Origin of the sequence: Paramicrobacterium fandaimingii (assembly GCF_011751745.2) — a bacterium.
GTDB classification, from domain to species: Bacteria; Actinomycetota; Actinomycetes; order Actinomycetales; family Microbacteriaceae; genus Paramicrobacterium; species Paramicrobacterium fandaimingii.
Genome location: NZ_CP061170.1, coordinates 1,306,997 through 1,324,336 on the forward strand (window position 1 = coordinate 1,306,997; position 17,340 = coordinate 1,324,336).

At 64.4% G+C, this 17,340-nt stretch carries 20 protein-coding genes, 1 pseudogene and 2 riboswitches; of the genes and pseudogenes, 8 read left to right on the forward strand and 13 right to left on the reverse strand.

Going from position 1 to position 17,340, the window contains the following annotated elements:
* The first annotated feature begins 4 nt into the window (after positions 1–4).
* The 5 genes from HCR84_RS06350 (at position 5) to HCR84_RS06370 (ending at position 2,581) form a co-directional block, all read left to right on the forward strand.
* Positions 5–586, forward strand: a complete 582-nt coding sequence (locus tag HCR84_RS06350; protein WP_166984347.1) for a dienelactone hydrolase family protein — start codon at positions 5–7, stop codon at positions 584–586.
* 19 nt (positions 587–605) lie between these two features.
* On the forward strand, positions 606–1,142 hold the full coding sequence (locus HCR84_RS06355) for a hypothetical protein (protein ID WP_166984189.1): 537 nt from the start codon (positions 606–608) through the stop codon (positions 1,140–1,142).
* Positions 1,143–1,154: 12 nt separating this feature from the next.
* On the forward strand, positions 1,155–1,706 hold the full coding sequence (locus HCR84_RS06360; RefSeq protein ID WP_166984188.1) for a GNAT family N-acetyltransferase: 552 nt from the start codon (positions 1,155–1,157) through the stop codon (positions 1,704–1,706).
* Complete coding sequence (locus HCR84_RS06365) at positions 1,703–2,131, forward strand: NUDIX hydrolase (RefSeq protein WP_166984187.1); 429 nt, start codon at positions 1,703–1,705, stop codon at positions 2,129–2,131. Before HCR84_RS06360 ends, HCR84_RS06365 begins: the two co-directional genes overlap by 4 nt.
* 69 nt (positions 2,132–2,200) lie before the next feature.
* Complete coding sequence (locus HCR84_RS06370) at positions 2,201–2,581, forward strand: VOC family protein (RefSeq protein ID WP_166984186.1); 381 nt, start codon at positions 2,201–2,203, stop codon at positions 2,579–2,581.
* Positions 2,582–2,596: 15 nt separating this feature from the next.
* Here HCR84_RS06370 and HCR84_RS06375 read toward each other — a convergent pair whose 3' ends face one another.
* From HCR84_RS06375 to HCR84_RS06390, 4 genes are all read right to left on the reverse strand, one after another.
* Entirely contained in the window at positions 2,597–3,277 is a 681-nt protein-coding gene (locus HCR84_RS06375; protein ID WP_166984185.1) for a hypothetical protein, read from the reverse strand.
* Positions 3,278–3,397: 120 nt separating this feature from the next.
* Entirely contained in the window at positions 3,398–3,970 is a 573-nt protein-coding gene (locus tag HCR84_RS06380) for a hypothetical protein (protein ID WP_166984184.1), read from the reverse strand.
* A 49-nt stretch (positions 3,971–4,019) separates the two neighbouring features.
* Positions 4,020–5,870, reverse strand: a complete 1,851-nt coding sequence (locus HCR84_RS06385) for an anthranilate synthase family protein (protein WP_166984183.1) — start codon at positions 5,868–5,870, stop codon at positions 4,020–4,022.
* A gap of 160 nt (positions 5,871–6,030) precedes the next feature.
* Entirely contained in the window at positions 6,031–7,254 is a 1,224-nt protein-coding gene (locus HCR84_RS06390; RefSeq protein ID WP_166984182.1) for an FAD-dependent oxidoreductase, read from the reverse strand.
* Between the two features lie 82 nt (positions 7,255–7,336).
* Here HCR84_RS06390 and HCR84_RS06395 point away from each other — a divergent pair, with 82 nt between their 5' ends.
* Positions 7,337–7,957, forward strand: coding sequence for a TetR/AcrR family transcriptional regulator (locus tag HCR84_RS06395; protein WP_244972601.1), 621 nt, complete (start codon positions 7,337–7,339; stop codon positions 7,955–7,957).
* On the opposite strand, the gene HCR84_RS06400 is transcribed toward HCR84_RS06395, so the two are convergent.
* The 9 genes and pseudogenes from HCR84_RS06400 to HCR84_RS06435 form a co-directional block, all read right to left on the reverse strand.
* On the reverse strand, positions 7,937–8,173 hold the full coding sequence (locus HCR84_RS06400; protein WP_166984180.1) for a hypothetical protein: 237 nt from the start codon (positions 8,171–8,173) through the stop codon (positions 7,937–7,939). The genes HCR84_RS06395 and HCR84_RS06400 overlap by 21 nt on opposite strands.
* A gap of 73 nt (positions 8,174–8,246) precedes the next feature.
* Complete coding sequence (locus HCR84_RS06405; protein WP_166984179.1) at positions 8,247–9,380, reverse strand: cysteine desulfurase family protein; 1,134 nt, start codon at positions 9,378–9,380, stop codon at positions 8,247–8,249.
* 1 nt (position 9,381) lies between these two features.
* Positions 9,382–10,239, reverse strand: coding sequence for a carboxylating nicotinate-nucleotide diphosphorylase (gene nadC / locus HCR84_RS06410; protein WP_166984178.1), 858 nt, complete (start codon positions 10,237–10,239; stop codon positions 9,382–9,384).
* Positions 10,233–11,744: an L-aspartate oxidase gene (gene nadB / locus HCR84_RS06415; protein ID WP_166984177.1), complete on the reverse strand. Its 1,512-nt coding sequence runs from the start codon at positions 11,742–11,744 to the stop codon at positions 10,233–10,235. The genes nadC and nadB overlap by 7 nt, the downstream gene beginning before the upstream one ends.
* Positions 11,745–11,746: 2 nt before the next feature.
* Positions 11,747–13,027 (reverse strand): quinolinate synthase NadA, encoded by a 1,281-nt coding sequence (gene nadA / locus HCR84_RS06420; RefSeq protein WP_166984176.1) that lies wholly within the window; start codon positions 13,025–13,027, stop codon positions 11,747–11,749.
* Positions 13,028–13,055: 28 nt separating this feature from the next.
* A complete protein-coding gene (locus HCR84_RS06425; RefSeq protein WP_166984175.1) occupies positions 13,056–13,751 on the reverse strand; it encodes an NUDIX hydrolase in 696 nt (231 codons plus the stop codon).
* 168 nt (positions 13,752–13,919) lie between these two features.
* Complete coding sequence (locus HCR84_RS17615; RefSeq protein ID WP_244972579.1) at positions 13,920–14,096, reverse strand: hypothetical protein; 177 nt, start codon at positions 14,094–14,096, stop codon at positions 13,920–13,922.
* A 42-nt stretch (positions 14,097–14,138) separates the two neighbouring features.
* Positions 14,139–14,291 (reverse strand): annotated as a pseudogene (locus HCR84_RS17805) (HNH endonuclease signature motif containing protein); the annotation flags it as partial.
* Positions 14,221–15,381, reverse strand: coding sequence for a DUF222 domain-containing protein (locus HCR84_RS06435; RefSeq protein ID WP_195706697.1), 1,161 nt, complete (start codon positions 15,379–15,381; stop codon positions 14,221–14,223). The gene HCR84_RS06435 and the pseudogene HCR84_RS17805, both read right to left, overlap by 71 nt.
* A gap of 174 nt (positions 15,382–15,555) precedes the next feature.
* Positions 15,556–15,643, forward strand: a riboswitch (glycine riboswitch).
* A 1-nt stretch (position 15,644) separates the two neighbouring features.
* Positions 15,645–15,731, forward strand: a riboswitch (glycine riboswitch).
* 47 nt (positions 15,732–15,778) lie between these two features.
* Between HCR84_RS06435 and gcvT the strand changes: the two genes are divergently transcribed.
* Both gcvT and gcvH read left to right on the forward strand, forming a co-directional pair.
* The gene (gcvT, locus tag HCR84_RS06440) at positions 15,779–16,912 is read left to right on the forward strand and encodes a glycine cleavage system aminomethyltransferase GcvT (protein ID WP_166983301.1); all 1,134 of its coding nucleotides are present in this window, start codon (positions 15,779–15,781) and stop codon (positions 16,910–16,912) included.
* A 5-nt stretch (positions 16,913–16,917) separates the two neighbouring features.
* Entirely contained in the window at positions 16,918–17,292 is a 375-nt protein-coding gene (gene gcvH, locus HCR84_RS06445; protein ID WP_166983302.1) for a glycine cleavage system protein GcvH, read from the forward strand.
* Positions 17,293–17,340: the final 48 nt, after the last annotated feature.

Genomic DNA, 17,340 nt, shown 5'->3' on the forward strand with positions numbered 1-17,340 from the left:
GACCATGACAGAAATCGTGATGTTTCACCATGTGCTCGGGCGCACAGTCGCCCTCGAGCAGATTGCCGAGCGGCTGCGCGCCGCCGGGCACCAGGTGCATATGCCCGACCTCTTCGACGGGCACACGTTCGAGAGCGTCGACGAGGGAAAGACGTTCGTCGAATCCATCGACGACGAAGAGCTCCTGAGCAAAGCCGTTGCCGAAGTGCAGAGCCTGCCCGCTGACGTTGTGTACCTCGGATTTTCGCTGGGCGCCGCACTCGCGCAGTACCTCGTGCAGAACAGAGAGGGAGCAGCTGGCGGCATCTTCATGTACGGCTGTGTCGCTCCCGAGGTCTTCGGCGATTGGCCAGACAGGGTTCCCGTCCACATCCACGCGATGGAAGACGACCCCTTCTTCGTCGATGACGCCGATGCGGCAAAAGCATTGGACGCCGCGCACGAGAAGGTGAGTCTGTTTCTCTACCCGGGCAGCGGCCATCTCTTTCTCGAGCGCGGCCACGACGACTATGACGCGGATGCCGCTGAGCTTGCGTTGAGTCGTATCGATTCGTTCTTGACGTCTCTGGAGATTGTGTCGAATTAGCGGCGATATTCTGGAGCACATGAGCGTATCGGATGCTGACGCCGCCGTCGCCGCAGTGCGCGCCCAGCTGGCAGTCATCGTTCAGCAGCTCACTGACACCCATGTCGTGGCGGAGCCGCTTGCCGAGTTTGTTCCGGCGCGACGGATCGCCCTCGTCTTTCGCCGTGATTCGCAGCTCGTCGAGACCGGGCGTGTGTGGCGGCTCGGCGTTCTGCTCATCGATGGCGAGGCCGGTCTCTTTGCCGCCGGAGAGACGACGCGAGCCGTTGATCCGGGCTGGCCGCAATACCAGGCGCAGTCGATGGAGGTGCGACGCGAGTATCGAGGCGCCGCGATGCGCGGCAGGTTCCCCGAGGGCTCGACGATCAATATCAACGCGAGGCCAATCGATGTGTCAGTCGAGTCACTGACGGGCGCCGAGGGCCCCGTCTTTCTCCGTAACGGCCACGTGCGGGTGCGATGGTCTTCGCACGTCACCGACGATCAGGCTCTGCCGCTTGGCAGATATCTTGCCGAGCGCACCGAGCTGCTGCTGCACCCGGTCGACGGAGCGTGAAAAGATGATGGCATGTTAGCCGCTTCCGACGTGACGATTCGTCATCTTGCCCGTGGAGACGAAACCGAGGCGCTCGCCGCTCACCACGCGCTTGTCGCTGATGGATTCAACTTTCTGCTTGAGCACGTCGAGGGCGAAAGCTGGGGCAATTTCGTGGAGCGCTTGGCGATGATCGAACGCGGAGAGCAGCTGGCACCCGGGCGCGTTCCCGCAGCATTTCTCGTCGGAGTTGTCGAGAACCGCATCGCCGGCCGTGTCTCTGTGCGATACGAGCTAAACGACTATCTTGCGGATGTCGGCGGCCACATCGGGTACGGCGTCGTGCCGCGATTCCGTCGACGGGGAGTCGCGTCAGCGCTTCTGCGCAGCGGCCTTGACTCACTGGCGGCTCGCGGCGTCGAGCGCGCGCTCGTGACGTGCGACGAAGACAACGTGGCCTCGCGCGGCGTCACCGAGCGCATGGGCGGGCGCCCTGACGAGCGACGACCGCGGGCTGTGCGAGACGACGAAACAAAGCTGCGCTTCCTCGTTCCCACGGCATACCCCGGGCCCGTGCCTCGGTGACTCGACGCGAGGCGGCGCGCGTCATCCTGCTCGACGAGAGCCGGCGGGTGCTGCTTCTGCACGGAAGCGACCCCGAGAAACCACGGTCGCCGGCGTGGTGGTTCACACCGGGCGGAGGACTGGAACGAGGCGAATCTCACGAACACGCGGCCAAGCGCGAAGTGCGCGAGGAGACGGGACTCGACCTCGACTCTGTGGAGGGCCCGGTTTTTGAGCACACTCTCTCGTTTTCCTTCGCGGGGACCGACTACGTGCAGCATGAGCTGTTCTTCACAGCAACCGTTGCCGCATTCTCCATCACGACCGACGGCTGGACCGACCGTGAGCGCCATGCTCTGGGGAAGGCGCGGTGGTGGAGCCTCACAGAACTTCGATCGAGCACCGAGACCATCTATCCGCAGAATCTCATCGCCCTCATCGAGTAGCCTCAGCAATCTCCGATTGCCGCTCGTTTCAGCTTGACGGAACGGCTCTGGGCGACAAGCATAGATCGCATGCCACACAGCGTCGTCCAGGTCAATCTCATCGTGTCGGACCTCGCGCGCACTCGGGAGTTCTACCAACACCTCGGCTGGGATCTGCTGGCGATGGGTGACCGCGCCGCCCGCTTCTCCGGTGACGATCTCATCGTCGCATTTCACCTTCCTGAGTTTGCTCAGGCATGGGACAGCGGCTATCGCGGCGCCCGCGGAGGTAGCTCCGTGATCGATGTCGATTGCGACGATTCGGAAGCCGTTGATGCGACGTTCTCGTCACTCGTCGAAGCCGGCGCGACGGCGCGACAGTCGCCGAATGACACCTTCTTCGGCTGCCGGTATGCCGTCATTGCAGATCCCGATGGCAATCTCATCGGATTGAAAGCCCCACTCGCGTAGCTGTCGGCGCTGCGTTTATGCGGGTTCGCCTGCCCACCCCGGTAACGGCGCATCCCACGGTTCCGGATCCCATGCCGTATCGGGTTCCCAACTGTACCGGCGCGCATACTCCCGCGACCATCCGTCTGCTGACGCCAACCATTCGTTGGCCGCGTGCACGGCATGCTCGTCTCCGTGGAGAAGCGCGCCTGAACGGCGGAGCCACTGGATTGCAAGATCTTCAGCGATGCGGCGGGAGCCAGGCGCTGTGGGGAGTTCAGCGCAGACTCGCGCGAGCAGCTCTGCGCACTGGGTGCCGCCCGTCAGCGCGAGCGAGAACGCGATCGTTCCGAGGTCGTCTGCGCTCAGCCCGGCGATGCCGTGGCGAACGATAGCGGGCGGCGTCACGATGGGGGCAGGGGGAGGGGACTGAAGTATCGTGACACGCCAGTCGTAATCGTCACGAGCGAACTCCACGCGCGCCGCAGGGAGCACGCGGTCGGCAGGGCACCCGCGCATGTCGACGGGAAGAAGCTTTCGCACGCGGGTCAGGATCGTACCGCGCGCCCGGCCGATCGCCGCGGCGATGCGCTGATCGTCACTCCCCTCGCGCACTTCTGAGATCAGCGCCTCGTAGTCGTCGTCGTTCCAAGGCTCTCCGTGTCGTGAACCCTGGTGTCGTGAAACCTGCTGCTGTGGGAATGACATAGTCGTCATCGTCTCGCTCCTCTCGTCTGCACAGCCCCAGTGTGGCGCGTCACCGGTGCGGGGATGCGCCGGCATCGGACGACTGTGGATAACGCAACGAAGCGCGTGGCTGTGGACAAGAGACGGCGGTCAGCTCGTCTCCTTCTCCTTCTCCTTGTCCTTCGCCGCGCGCTTCTTCTCGCGCGCGAGCGAGGCGAGGTCAACGTCGACGAGGCGTTTCATGCGACTCTTGCGCATGCGGTCGTAGACATCGTCTTGGTCGGGAATGAATCCGGGTGGGCCCACACGCTTGCGCACTTCGCGGCCGATGTCTTCCCACGCGTCCGTGCGCGCACGTTCGATGATGCCAGCCATCTCAGCGTCATCGTCTGCTCGCTCGCGCAGCTGCTCCGCCAGCATCCGGTGAACCTGGGGCCTTCTGCGGTGTGCTTCATCGTCGTCTGGGCCCGGTTTGCGAAATCCTCGAGCTCTCTCCAGTCGCGACGCCGTCTGGTCGTTCTCCGCCGCGAGGGAGAGAACATGTCGCCGAGCGGAATCGGTGAGTTTCTCGACGTCAAACCGCTCGTCATTGCGAATCGCATTGACGATCAGTGTGTTCTTCACAGCCATGCGCACAGACGACAGCGCAATCATCACGCCCTCGTCGACGACTCGCTCGATCGGCGCGAGCACCGTCGACTTCGGCGGAATGTATCGTCCCACGTCACGGGTGCGCCTGCGGCGCCGAAGACGGGAGAATAGTGACACCCCTCTATTGTGTCTGGATTGGGGCCGCATGGGGAACCATTACTGCAGAAACGAGTCGATCAAGCACGTCGAGGCCATCGGGTGACAGCACAGATTCAAGATGGCCCTGCACCGACGCGATGCGTGCTCCGCGAAGGGCCTGCACCGATCCCGTTTCGGGATCATGCGCGATCTCGAGGGAGAGCCGTGGTGTGTGGCTTCGGCCACCGGCGACGGCCGCGAAAGTGTTGTAGAAGCCGATCCGCGCGCGGCTGCCGAAGATGTCAACGGTGCGCTGCACGCCCTGGCGTGGAGCAGGCAGGGGCTCAATCCTCAGCCCGACCATGAGCGACAGGATCTGATGGCTGAGGCACACGGCGATCATGGGCAGCCCTGACGCGACGCGATCGCTGATCAACCGGCGAAGGCGGCCGATGCGCTGCTCTGTTGAGCGCGGGTCGCCTGGGCCAGGGCCAAAGACCACGAGGTCGTCGTCTGGTGTGGGATGTGCGTGTTCCCAATCGACGACGCGGGCGGCGAAGCCGAGATGTGTGAGTTGGTGCACAAGCATCCGGGTGAAGTCATCGCCCGTGTCGATGACCAGAGCAGACAGCCCGCGCTCGGCCTGCGGGCGCTGCGGCTGACGCCAGAACGCTGCAAGGTCGTGATTGCGCGCGGCGAGCAGCTCGTCGAAGCGAGGGTCGTCGTGAAGTGGCTGCGCCGTGGCGCCTCGAGGGATGACACCGAGTGCGCTGAGGACCCCCGATGCCTTCACGCGGGTCTCGGCCACTTCGTTCTCTGGCGTCGAATGGCGCACGAGTGTCGCACCGGCCGACACCGTCACCGTGCCGTCATCGTCGAGGTGCGCTGCCCTGATGAGAATGGGCGCGTCGAGATCGTAGCCGTCGGCGGTCGGCATGAATCGCGCGAGCACGCCGGAGTAGTAGCGTCGGCCGCTCGACTCGTGGCGGGTGATGACACGGCAGGCGTTCTGCATGGGGGAGCCGGTCACCGTTGGGGCGAACATCGTCAGACGCAGCACATCGCGCACGTCAAGCGGAGTCGAGCCCTCCAACAAGTACTCGGTGTGGGTCAGGCGAGACATGCGCTTCAGGAAGGGCCCCCTCATGCGCCCGCCTTCTGCGCACACAGCACTCATCATCTTGAGCTCCTCGTCCACAACCATGACGAGCTCTTCGCTCTCTTTCACATCAGCGAGAAACTCCAGCATGCCTTCGGTCGTCGGTCCGCTCGCCGGGTGTCGGTAGGTTCCGCTGATCGGATTCATGCCGACAACGCCATCTGTCACGCTCACGTGGCGCTCGGGCGTCGCCCCGACGAGCGAGATTCCCGGCGTGCGCACCGCGAAGGTCCAATACGCGCCATGCTCGCTGACGAGCAGCTCTCGAAGCCAGCTGAGAAGCGCAGTGACCGGCTTGTCTGAGAAGCGCGCGGTGATGTCGCGGCGGATGACGAAGTTGGCGCCCTCGCCTCGGCCGATCTCGTCATCGATGACCGTGCGCACGGTGTGGGCGTATAGATCGTCGTCGATGTCGACGGCGACATCTGACACATCGGAGGGATGCTGCGGCAGAGCCTCGAGCGCCTGCTGCACGTCGAGCGTCTCACGATCGGTGACGACGAGGCACCGCAGCGGGGAGCCGTCGTCGTGTGCGGCATACCCACGCTCGGCCACCTGCCGGAACGGAACAAGCGTGAGCACCTCGTCGCCCGTCAGCGGGATGTCTGAGAGGGAATCGACGTCGACGACGGTTCCGACGAGAATGTCGATCGTCGGCTCGTCTTCGCGGCGGAGCAGGGCGAACGGCTGATCATCGGCGAGGATTCGGGGAAAGAGTCGCGAGCACGGTTGCATTGTTCACTTTCTGGTCTGGTCCCTCGCTGACCGCCGTCTGCACATGCAAAACGACCGCCTCGAGGGGCGGTCGTTTTGCGTCGAAACGTCGAGAGAACCGCCTCTCAGGCGGTCCACCACTGCATTGTCGATTCGATGCGCATGACTTGATGGTAGCGCATCAGTCTGCGGCGGCTGTCACCTCGGGAACGCGTGCGGGCTTCTGCAGGAGCTTCTCGGTGGGGCCGAGCGCGGCCTTGATCGTCATCATGCGCATTGCACTGTTCCTCGCGTGCGCAAGCAGTGTGCTTCGGCGAAACATGAGCCTGGCGAGCTGTCGCGAGTTTGCCTGTGCTGTCTCGACGCGGGGACGCTGTGCGGCTTCGTACGCCGTGAGCGCCGCAGCAACGTCGCCGCTCGTCGCGTCAGCGAGCGTGCCGCACAGCACCCAGGCGGACTCCATGGCCATTCCCGCTCCGATTCCCGCTGTCGGCAGAAACCCGGCCGCGGCATCGCCGAGCAGCACGGTGCGTCCACTTGACCAGCGCTTCGTACGCACGTCGTCGAGCACCCAGTAGAACGGCTCGTCTGCCGTCTTCACCGCATCGAGTATGTTGTCGAGTCGTGACGTGCGCGAGCTGAGGCGTGCCCGGATGCTGTCGACGAACGCCTGCGGCCCGACAGCCGTATCGTCACGCGGCCCTCCGATGAACGCGCCGATTGCGCCTGCGACCGGATAGCTTCCGACGAAGAACCCGTTGCCCCACAGCTCTTCTCCGAGGTCGGTATCGTCATCGGGGTCGGTCCAGACGACCCACCCGCCCCAGCCCGTGAGCGTCTCGTTTGGTTTCACACCGCCTGGCGTGAAGCGCCGGGTGTGTGAGTGAATGCCGTCGGCGATGATGACCGCGTCGAACGTCGCCTCAGCGGCCCCATCCGACGTGTCGAATCGCACGTGCGCCGAAGCCTCCCCGTCATTGAGCGAGCGCACCGTCGTTGCGAGGGTCACGGGCGCCCCCGTCTGTGTGAGCACGTCGAGAAGTGCTCCGCGGCTGATGCCTCGATAATCTCCGTAGTCGCGCAGCAGCTCACTGACGGAGTCTTCGCGAATCTGCGCGCCGCGGTGATTGAGCAGACGATAGCGATCCATCGGCGTGCTGGCGCTCACATACGCGTCGCGCACATCGAGAGCGTCGATCGCGGCATCCACCATCGGCATGAGTGCCAACATGTAGCCGGCGTCATCGAACGAGGTGACGCGATCGATGAGCACGGGGTGGAGCCCGCGGGCGCGGAGCAGCTGCGCTGCTGTCGTGCCGCCGATGCCCGCGCCGACGACGAGGATGCGCAGCGGGTCATGCGCGTTTGCCTGCAACTGGTCGGAAAGTGCTGCCTCTGTAAACATTGATGCTCCTTTTGGACTGCTCAGTCCAACTCTACTCGCTCTGGACCACTCGGTCCAGAGCGAGTAGAGTTGCGATGTGGCGATGATTGGCGAACGACGAACAGCTCTTGTACGCACGGCAGCGCGGGAATTCGCCGCCTCCGGGTACCAGCGGGCGTCACTCAATGCGATCATTCGCGAGTGCGGTCTGAGCAAGAGCTCGTTCTACAACATCCTCGATTCAAAGCTCGCGCTCTACGATCTCGTGGTGATCGACGTTGCACAGCAGCTCACAGCGGAACTCGCGCTACCAGCCCCCGCGACGTTTGGGGGCGACGCGTACTGGCAGCGCATCGTCGATGTGATTGTGCGACTCACGCAGGTGCTCACGAGCGACGACGTCTACGCTGATTTGGCGCAGATGCTCTATGACACGCAGGCTCCGGACGAACCGAACGAGGCGGGTCGTATTCTCGACGCGGCAGGCGAGTGGATTCGCGAGGTTGTGCGCGTTGGGCGTGAGTGTGGAGCAGTCCGCGACGATCTGCCGATCTCTCTGCAGGGCGAACTCGCCTTCACGATGCTGCGCACGTTTGACGAGTGGAGCGTGAATAACCTCGACACGATTCCCGCCGACCAGCTGACAGCGCTCGTCGACGCGCAGCTGGCAGCGTTGCGGAGGCTCTTCGCGCCCTCGTCGCCGTCAGAAAAGCGAACCGTGTGAGTCGATTCCACGCGGGTGCACGACGTGAGGCTGATCGCTTGGCGGATGCTCCTTGAGCTCCTTCATCGTCTTATACGGTTGACCCTCGGTTGGCGTTGCCACCGGAAGCCATGACCGAAAAGAGGCCAACTCCGAACTCGAGACCTGCGGTTCGTGCAGGTCTGTGCTCTGCTCCGCTGTTTCGTGCCGGCGAACCGGCTCTTCTGCCGTGCTCATATTTCTTACGGTACTCCGGCCCGCGAGAAGCGACAACGGCTTCACAGCGAGTCGCGGTGAACACGCACCGAGCTCACGTGAACGACCGTGCAAGGGAGCGAACGGATGCCGCGACAGCGGTTGCCGCAGACTCGGCGTGCTGCGGCGACGCGCCTGCAGGAAAGGTAAAGCGAACGCTGGTCTGCGCGATGGCGGCGTCGATGCCGATGGCGGTGAGCACGTGCGATGCCTCATCGCTTCCCGCGGCGCACGCGGATCCCGAGGAGGCCGTGATGCCACGGCGCTCCAGCTCAAGCAGCACAGCCTCGCCGCTGGTGTCGCTGAAGCAGAACGACGCGTGGTTGGGCAGACGCGACGACGCGCTCCCCGTGAGAAATGCGCCGGGGGCGTCCGTGAGAACGCGGGAGATGAAGGCGTCCCGCACGGCGCGGGCGCCTGACGCGGCATCCTCTCGCTCTGATTCGGCGAGCTCGAGGGCAGTGGCAAGGGCGACGGCAAACGCGACGTTCTCGGTGCCCGAGCGGCGGCCACGCTCTTGCCCGCCTCCGTGAATGATCGGCTCGACGGGCACACGTCCACGGATGGCGGCGACGCCGATGCCCTTGGGAGCGCCGACCTTGTGGCCGGCGAGCGTTACCGCGTCGGCGCCCAAACCGGCGAGCGGCAGCCAGCCTGCGGCCTGTACGGCATCGGTGTGAAACGGCACGCCGTGCCCGCGTGCGATGGCCGCGAGGGCGGGCACATCGGCGATGGTGCCGATCTCGTTGTTTGCGTACGAGAGGCTCACGAGAGCCGTGTTCTCGCGCAGCGCCGCTCTCAACGCCTCGGGCGTCACCGTTCCGTCGGGCGAGACGTCGACGTAGGTCACGTCGAATCCGTGACGGCGCCTGAGGTAATCGGCCGACTCCAAGACCGCCTCGTGCTCAGTGGGAGACGTGACGAGATGACGGCCCCGCGACGACGCAAGGCTCACGCCGATCACGGCGAGGTTGTCTGCCTCGGTTCCGCCGCTGGTGAACGAGATGTCTCCCGAGCGCATGCCCAGCACGCGGGCGACGCGGGCGCGCGCATCGTCGAGGGCTGCCGCTGCCCGTTCGCCGACCTGATGATGGCTCGATGGGTTGCCGAACTCTCCCGTGAGAAAGGGCCATGCAGCTTCGAGCGCTTCGCGGCGAACGGGAGCGGTGGCTGCGGTGTCGAGATACACGTCAGACTCCTTCGAGCGTCACGTCGAGCCCGAGATCGAGCGAGCGGACGCTGTGCGTGAGCGCGCCAGAAGAGATGACGTCGACGCCCGTCTCGGCAATGCTGCGCACGGTCTCGAGTGTGACGTTTCCGCTTGCTTCGACGACGGCTCGACCGGCGACGAGATCAACGCCGGTGCGCAGCTCGTCCAACGTGAAGTTGTCGAGCATGATGATGTCGACGCCGCCGGCGATCACCGGCTCGATCTGGTCGAGTCGATCAACCTCCACCTCGATCGACGTCGTGTGGCCCAGGCGCGAGCGTGCCGTGGAGATCGCGTCGGTGACCGACATTCCGCGGGCCGTGAGAACGGCGAGATGATTGTCTTTCGCCATCACCGCATCAGACAGGCTGAAGCGATGATTGCGCCCGCCACCGCACTGCACAGCGTGCCGCTCGAGCGCGCGCAGCCCTGGTGTCGTCTTTCGGGTGTCGGCGATGCGCACTCCGGTGCCCTCGACGGCATCGACGAAGGCGCGAGTTGCCGTGGCGATGCCTGAGAGTCGCTGGCAGAAGTTGAGACCGATGCGTTCGGCACGCAGAAGTGCGCGCGCGGGCCCCGACACCGTTGCGAGCGTCGCGCCGGCGTCGAACCGCTCGCCATCCGCCACGTGCAGGTCGACGCGTGTGGCGGCATCCGTCAGTCGGAAGGCAGCGTCGAAGACGGTCGACCCCGCGAGCACCCCCGGTTCGCGGGCACTCAAGATGGCCGTCGCAACGGCATCGGCGGGAATGAACGTCTCGCTCGTGATGTCGCCCCACGGTGCATCTTCGTCCAGCGCGAGCTGCACAACCCGGTCGATGTGGGAATCGGTCAGCATACGAGTGCCTCCGCAGCGGGAGCGGTGGCACGCGCAGAGTGCGCTTGCGTTGGATCGGCTCTCGGGTAGTCGATCCGTGTATGAGCACCGCGGCTTTCGCGGCGTGCCAGGGCCTGGCGGGCAATGACGCGGGCGATCAGCAGCAGGTTGCGGTTTTCGATTGCCGTGCGGCTCGCCGGCGTCGGAGCTGATGCTGAGTCCCACTCGTCGAAGTGCTCGATGGCCGACGTCAGCTGTTGTTCGCTGCGTTCGACGCCGAGCGCTGACCATGCGAGCCGTTGAAGCTCGCCTCGGTCGACAGTGGGCGCCGTCAGGTGAGTGTCGATGGGGGAGTCAGACGGATGCCCGAGGTCGGAGCCCCGCGAAAGAGCGGCGGCGGCCCGCTGGGCGAACACTGCGCCCTCGAGCAGAGAGTTCGACGCAAGGCGATTGCCGCCGTGCACTCCCGTGCGGGCAGCTTCGCCGATCGCCACGAGTCCGTCTATGCTCGTGCGGCCGATCTGGTCTGTGGCGATTCCGCCCATCCAATAGTGCGCCGCTGGCGTGACGGCGACGGGCTCGTGCGTCCAGTCGACACCCGTGTGCATGACGGCGGCCGTGATCGTGGGAAACCGTTCTCGAAGCCTCGGAACCCCCGTGGCATCCAGCATGACGGGCCGGCCGTTCTGCGCCGACATGGTTCGGGCGAGCGCGAGCGCGACAACATTGCGCGGCGCCAATTCGCCGCGGGGATCGATGTCGAGCATGAAACGACGGCCGTTGTCGTCGAGCAGCACGGCGCCGGCGCCGCGGACCGCCTCGGAGACGAGGAATCCGCTGTCGACAAGCGCCGTCGGATGAAACTGATAGAACTCGGCGTCGGCAATGTCTGCCCCGGCCCGAAGTGCGGCGGCGACACCGTCGCCCGTGGCTGCCGCGGGGTTCGTCGTGCGTGCGTACAGCTGCCCCGAACCTCCCGTGGCGATGATCGTCGTGTCGGCGAGCATCCTGATCGGCCCGTGAGGCGTGAGCACGTCAACGCCGATCACTGAATCGAGCTCGGTCACGAGATCGATGAGAACCGTGTTCTCGAGAACGAGAATGCGGCGCTCCCGCACACGCTGAGCGAGCGTTCGGGCGATCGCCCGACCTGTAGCATCGCCTCCGGCGTGCACGACCCTCGGGTACGAGTGAGCGGCTTCGCGCCCCTTCGCGTAGCTGCCCGCTTCGCTGTCGAAGTCAACACCTGCGGCTGAGAGATCTCGAATGCGCTGCGGCCCCTCGGTGCAGAGCACGCGAACGGCATCCTCGTCGCAGAGCCCTGCTCCGACCGCGAGCGTGTCGGCGATGTGGGACTCGATCGAATCGTCGTCGAAGAGCACTCCGGCGATGCCGCCCTGAGCGCGCGCCGTGTTTCCGTCACCGAGAGCATCTTTCGTGATGATCGTGACGTCGTGCTCATCGGCGGAGCGCAGGGCTGCCGTGAGCCCGGCGATGCCGGATCCCACGATGATCACGCGAGACATCGTCAGACCTTCGGCTTCGCGGCCAGCATTCGCTCTAGGGCGACGCGTGCTGGCTCGGCGACATCGGGCGAGACGGCAATGCGGTTCTCGACGACGCCATCGATGAGTCGCTCGAGCACCCACGCCAGGTAGCCGGGGTGAATGCGGTACATCGTCGAGCAGGGGCAGACGATCGGGTCGAGGCAGTAGATGGTGTGCTGCGGGTATTGCGCTGCAAGCCGCTGCACGAGGTTGATCTCGGTGCCGATGGCGAATGTCGTCGGAGTCGTCGCACCGGCAATTGCCTTGGTGATGTAGTCGGTCGAGCCGTACTCATCGGCAGCGTCGACGACCTCCATGGGGCACTCCGGGTGCACGATGACACGCACATTCGGGTCATCGTGCCGTGCCTTCTCGATCTGCGCCGTGGTGAAGCGCTTGTGAACGGAGCAGAAACCCTGCCAGAGAATCACACGGGCATCCTGCAGCTCAGCCTCGGCATTACCCCCGAGGGGCCGTGCCGGGTTCCACAGCGGCATCTGCTCGAGAGAGACTCCCATGTGCTTTGCCGTGTTGCGGCCGAGGTGCTGATCGGGGAAGAACAGCACGCGCTGCCCGCGCTCGAATGCCCACTCGAGAACGGTCTCGGCGTTCGACGAGGTGCAGACGATTCCGCCATTGCGGCCGCAGAAGCCCTTGATCGCGGCCGACGAATTCATATACGTGACCGGAATCACGGGGACGCGTCCCGTGGCGTCCGGCTCGGTGCCATAGACCTCGGCCAGCTGCTCCCAGCATTCCTCAACCTGGTCGATGTTGGCCATGTCTGCCATGGAACATCCGGCAGCGAGGTTCGGCAGAATAACGCGCTGGTCTGCTCCGGAAAGCAGATCCGCGGTTTCGGCCATGAAGTGCACGCCGCAGAACACGATGGCCTCGGCATCCGTTCTCGCCTTTGCCGCGTTCGCCAGCTGGAACGAGTCGCCGACGTCGTCCGCGTACTGCACGACCTCATCGCGTTGGTAAAAGTGACCGAGCACGACGACGCGGTCACCGAGCGTCTGCTGTGCCGCGCGGATGCGTCGGTCAAGCTCGTCATCCGAGGCCTCGCGGTACTCGGCGGGCAGCTCGCCCTGGCGTGGTGTCTCGGCGGGAATCTCGTCGTCCATTGATGCGCCGGGGCCGTAGCCGGGGGAGACGTCGACGTCCCACGGCGCGGTCAGGAGGTCAGTCGTGCAGACGGCGTCAGCAGAGGTCGCTGTGATGTCGCGAATTGTGAGGTCGACGGATGCCGTTGTGGTCATAGCGTTGTCCTTTGAGAAAGAGGGCAGATCAGCGCCCGGTGAGTGGTCCGTTGTCGGCGAGCTCGATCGAATGGTTGTGTCGGTAGAGACGGGCCGGTCTGTGGCGACCGCCCATGCGAAATTCGTCTGTGGAGATGACGTCACGCGCGGTCTCGATCTGGCGTCGAAAGTTCGCCGGATCGAGGGTGCGCTCAAGCACTACCTCGTGAACCTCCCGCAGCTCCGAGAGCGTGAAGGTATCGCCGAGAAAGGCGGCGGCGATGCGGCTGTACTCCATTTTGTTGCGCAGGCGCCACAACGCGTACTCGATGATCTGGTTGTGGTCGAACGCGAGAGTCGGCACGTCTTCGGCCAGAAACCAATGAACGTTGTCGCTTTCAACGCCAGCGCTTGCGACGTCGGCATGAACGAGAGCCCAATACACGATCGATACTGTGCGGTTCTGCGGTGCGGCCCGGTCGGCAGAGCGATCAGGGCGGCCGAAGGCGAAAAGCTGCTCGAGGTAGCGCGGAGTGAGCGCAGTCGTGTCGCGCAGGTTTCTGCCAGCGGATGCTGCAAGATCTTCGTCAGCGCGAAGGGGTCCGCCTGGCAGGGCCCAGTGCCCCTTGTGAGGGGATCGGATGCGCCGAACGAGGGGGAGCCAGAGTGCCAGATGTCCTGTGTCGGGGTGTGGGCGCAGGGCGAAGATGACCGTCGACACCGCGAGGGTGATGGATGCCGCCACTGTCACCTCCTGTTAAAGTCAGTGTGACCTTTACTGGTTCTCCATCTTAGTGTCATTCTGACCAGAACGTGAAATGCGCTGTGCCGACGCGGCGTAACAATTGGTGCAGCGCGTCATCGAGTTTTCGCACGCTGCCGGTGAGCTCCGGCTTTCGCCGAGACCGCCGCGTCAGAATGGTGGTGCGTCGGGAAGCTCCATTCGCTCGTCGTTGTTCGCCGCGTTTGCCTGAGCGAATTGCACGTTGGAGGTGCGGGGCACCCGGTAGGTCTTCCCGAGGGGTGAGACCCATTCGATGTGATTGTCGTCGGTGACGGTAACGTCCCATTGGGTGTGGTGTCGGATCATGTGGTGTTGTTCGCATGCTGCTTGGAGATTGCTGAGGCTGGTTTCGCCGCCGCGCTGCCATTCTTTCCGGTGGTCGAGGTCACAGGTGGTGGCTGATCTGTCGCAGCCGATGCCGATGCAGGTTTCATCTCGTAACTGCACGGCCCGTTTCAGATCTGCCGGGACAGCGTAGCTGTGCCGGCCGATGGAGAGCACAGCCCCGGTCTCGGTGTGTCAGCAGCCGGGTGAAACTCGGTGCCTGCGCCGCCAACTCGCGTGCCATGTCGGGGGTGGGCCCGTATCCGTCCAAATGCGCGGGCTCGTCGGAGTGTCCAAGGAGAGTCATGACGGGGACGGTGACATACACGGTGGGTCGGATGCTGCCGAGCCGGTCAGCGCCGACACCGGATGCGCCGACACCGGGCTTGTCACCGGGTTCGGTGGTGAACCCGATCATGAGTGCATCGATGATGGCGTCGGTCTCGATCTGCGCCACCGTGCGGTCATCCCCGGCAGCCTTCAACGCCCGCGCTGTCAGACGGGCAGCATTGCGTAAGCTCTGCACCACCTCGATCGGAGCACTCACACTGAGTACCCCCATGCCGTCCTGGGTGCCGTAACACTCCACACGACGCTTCGTGACCGCGTCGGTGCGCCGCTGACTGATGCTCTCGGGAAACAGGGCCTCGCGAATCTTCACCACAGCGCGGGAGAACTGCGTCGGTGACTGCTGGATGGCTTTCGGCAACGCTTTCGCCTCAAACGCTGCGACCTCGTCCGCGTTCAATCCGATTGATTGGCGAATCATCGCATCAGCATGCTGCCGAGTGACCTCGCCGGCATCTAATGCGTCGAGTGTTTCCGGGAGCGTCTCGCAGAGCGCTTCAGCATCGTTGATGAGTCCGGCAGCCTGGCTCTTCGTGATACCGAGAGCGGCACCGACCTCCTGAGCGAGGGAGGAACGCACCCACCCCTGCGACTCACCCGTCAGGTCGGCACGCGTGAGCCCGGCGGCATTCGGAATGAACACCCCCGGGTGCTCAAGGGCATCCTGCAGCATCGCATACGTGCCACGCAGCCGGGACGCCTCCGCCGCCGCAATCAGCTGCGAATCATCAACAACACCGTCGAGACGGGCACGAAGCGCACCCACGACAGCATCGTCGCCAACGTCGCCTTCGCGAGACTTCGGAGAGTCCGCTGGCGGAGTCGGTGGCGGTGTCGGTGGCGGCTGATGGGATCTCTCATGGTCCTCCGACGGCACCCACTCGTCGGGTTCATCCGGAGGTTCTCTGTAATCATCCATGCACCAATTTTGCCACCAAACACCGACATGTATTCGACTGAATTGCAATCTGTGGATAACTAAGATTCGAAGATAAATACGCATTCAATTTGTGGACAACCACCAGTACATCGGACGTCATCGAGTTTTCGAACGCGGCAGGATAAGCTGTGAGTGCAACTGAATATCAGGCCCACACACGATGCGGGAGAGCTCGTCACCTCGAGCACCGAAGGAGCAAGCCTCCCCGCCAATCTCTCAGGTTCCATACCGCATCGTTCTGGCCACTCTGAAAAGCGGAGCGACTGCTCCCGCCCACGGTGAAAGTCGCTTCCCAGCGGCGAAGCTCTCAGGCTCATGACAGAGGGGGAGTTCCCACACCATCGCACGCTGTGCGCACGGCGACATTGGAGAACTCGTGCCTGATCAAGACCAGACAAACACCGACGCGGATGCCGCGCGTCACAGCCCCCTTCACACTGTGCACGAGTCGCTCGGTGCCACGTTCACCGATTTTGCCGGCTGGCAGATGCCCGTTCGCTACTCGAGCGATCTCGCCGAGCACAAGGCCGTGCGTGAGGCCGCAGGAATCTTCGACATATCTCACATGGCCGAATTCACCGTCACGGGGGCCTCGGCGGGGGAGTATCTCGACTACGCGCTCGCGGGCCGACTCTCGGCGCTCGCCGTCGGTCGTGCGAAGTATTCTCTTCTGCTCACAGCGGCGGGAGGAGTGGTCGACGACGTCATCGTCTATCGACTGCAGGACGCCGAATACCTGATCATTTCCAATGCGGGCAACCGTGATGCTGTCAGCACCTCACTCGCAGAGCGGGCAACCGGCTTTGATGCCAGCGTCTCCGACGTCAGCGACGACTACGCGCTCATCGCCGTTCAAGGGCCGAATGCTGAGTCGATCCTCGCCGGGACGAGTGAGATTCGCGAACTCTCCGTTCCTTGGAGGGAACAGAAGTACTTCGCGTGGGCCGCGGCCCGCTTCGGCACGTCGTCGCTGCTTCTCGCTCGCACCGGGTACACCGGGGAAGACGGCTTCGAGCTGCTCGTGAAGACGAGCGAAGCGGCGGCGTTGTGGAATGCCGTCACGCTCGCCGGAGAAGCGCTCGGACTTGTTCCCGCGGGGCTTGCTGCCCGTGACTCGCTTCGGCTCGAAGCGGGGATGCCCCTCTACGGCCACGAACTGTCGCGCGAGCTGAAGCCGGCGCAAGCGGGCCTCGGTCGCGTGGTCGTTGCGGCCAAAGAGACATTCGTCGGCAAGGACGCCGTCGAACCTGATGAGGGCGCGCACGTTCTCGTCGGCCTGGTCTCGGATGGGCGTCGTGCAGGCCGCACGGGTTACCCCGTTCTGTCCGGTGATTCTGAGGTCGGAACAGTGACGAGCGGCATCCTGTCACCGACCCTTGGACACCCCATCGCTATGGCTCTCGTCGCTCCCGACGTCGCCGAGGCCGGCACCGAACTCGACATCGAGGTGCGCGGCAAGCGCATCGCTGCAACAGTGACCACCCTGCCCTTCTATTCACGGAAGAAGTAAACGCCATGACCGAGACCAGCGCACTGTCTTATACCGACGAGCACGAGTGGCTCAACATCGACGGCTCATCTGTCACCGTCGGCATCACCGACTATGCCGCAGAGAAGCTCGGCGATGTGGTCTTCGTCGAGCTGCCCGATGTGGGCGACGAGGTCGAAGCCGGAACTGTGGTCGGCGAAATCGAGTCGACGAAGTCGGTCGGAGAGCTCTTCGCTCCCGTCACCGGTACGATCACCGCGATCAATGACGCCGTCGTCGATGACCCGTCGCTCGTCAACTCGAGCCCGTACGGCGACGGATGGATGATGACCATCGAGTCGCCCGAGCTTCCCGCAGGTCTGCTCGACGCCGACGCTTACGCGAAGCTGGTGAGCGAGTGACGCCGCACCCGGGCGACGTATTCGCCGACCGCCACATTGGCATCGATG

Coding starts and splice junctions, on each gene's coding strand:
- HCR84_RS06350 (WP_166984347.1), top strand. CDS start 5: ATGACAGAAATCGTGATGTTTCACCATGTGCTCGGGCGCACAGTCGCC.
- HCR84_RS06355 (WP_166984189.1), top strand. CDS start 606: ATGAGCGTATCGGATGCTGACGCCGCCGTCGCCGCAGTGCGCGCCCAG.
- HCR84_RS06360 (WP_166984188.1), top strand. CDS start 1,155: ATGTTAGCCGCTTCCGACGTGACGATTCGTCATCTTGCCCGTGGAGAC.
- HCR84_RS06370 (WP_166984186.1), top strand. CDS start 2,201: ATGCCACACAGCGTCGTCCAGGTCAATCTCATCGTGTCGGACCTCGCG.
- HCR84_RS06375 (WP_166984185.1), bottom strand. CDS start 3,277: ATGACGACTATGTCATTCCCACAGCAGCAGGTTTCACGACACCAGGGT.
- HCR84_RS06385 (WP_166984183.1), bottom strand. CDS start 5,870: ATGCAACCGTGCTCGCGACTCTTTCCCCGAATCCTCGCCGATGATCAG.
- HCR84_RS06390 (WP_166984182.1), bottom strand. CDS start 7,254: ATGTTTACAGAGGCAGCACTTTCCGACCAGTTGCAGGCAAACGCGCAT.
- HCR84_RS06395 (WP_244972601.1), top strand. CDS start 7,337: ATGATTGGCGAACGACGAACAGCTCTTGTACGCACGGCAGCGCGGGAA.
- HCR84_RS06400 (WP_166984180.1), bottom strand. CDS start 8,173: ATGAGCACGGCAGAAGAGCCGGTTCGCCGGCACGAAACAGCGGAGCAG.
- nadC (WP_166984178.1), bottom strand. CDS start 10,239: ATGCTGACCGATTCCCACATCGACCGGGTTGTGCAGCTCGCGCTGGAC.
- nadB (WP_166984177.1), bottom strand. CDS start 11,744: ATGTCTCGCGTGATCATCGTGGGATCCGGCATCGCCGGGCTCACGGCA.
- nadA (WP_166984176.1), bottom strand. CDS start 13,027: ATGACCACAACGGCATCCGTCGACCTCACAATTCGCGACATCACAGCG.
- HCR84_RS17615 (WP_244972579.1), bottom strand. CDS start 14,096: ATGATCCGACACCACACCCAATGGGACGTTACCGTCACCGACGACAAT.
- HCR84_RS06435 (WP_195706697.1), bottom strand. CDS start 15,381: ATGGATGATTACAGAGAACCTCCGGATGAACCCGACGAGTGGGTGCCG.
- gcvH (WP_166983302.1), top strand. CDS start 16,918: ATGACCGAGACCAGCGCACTGTCTTATACCGACGAGCACGAGTGGCTC.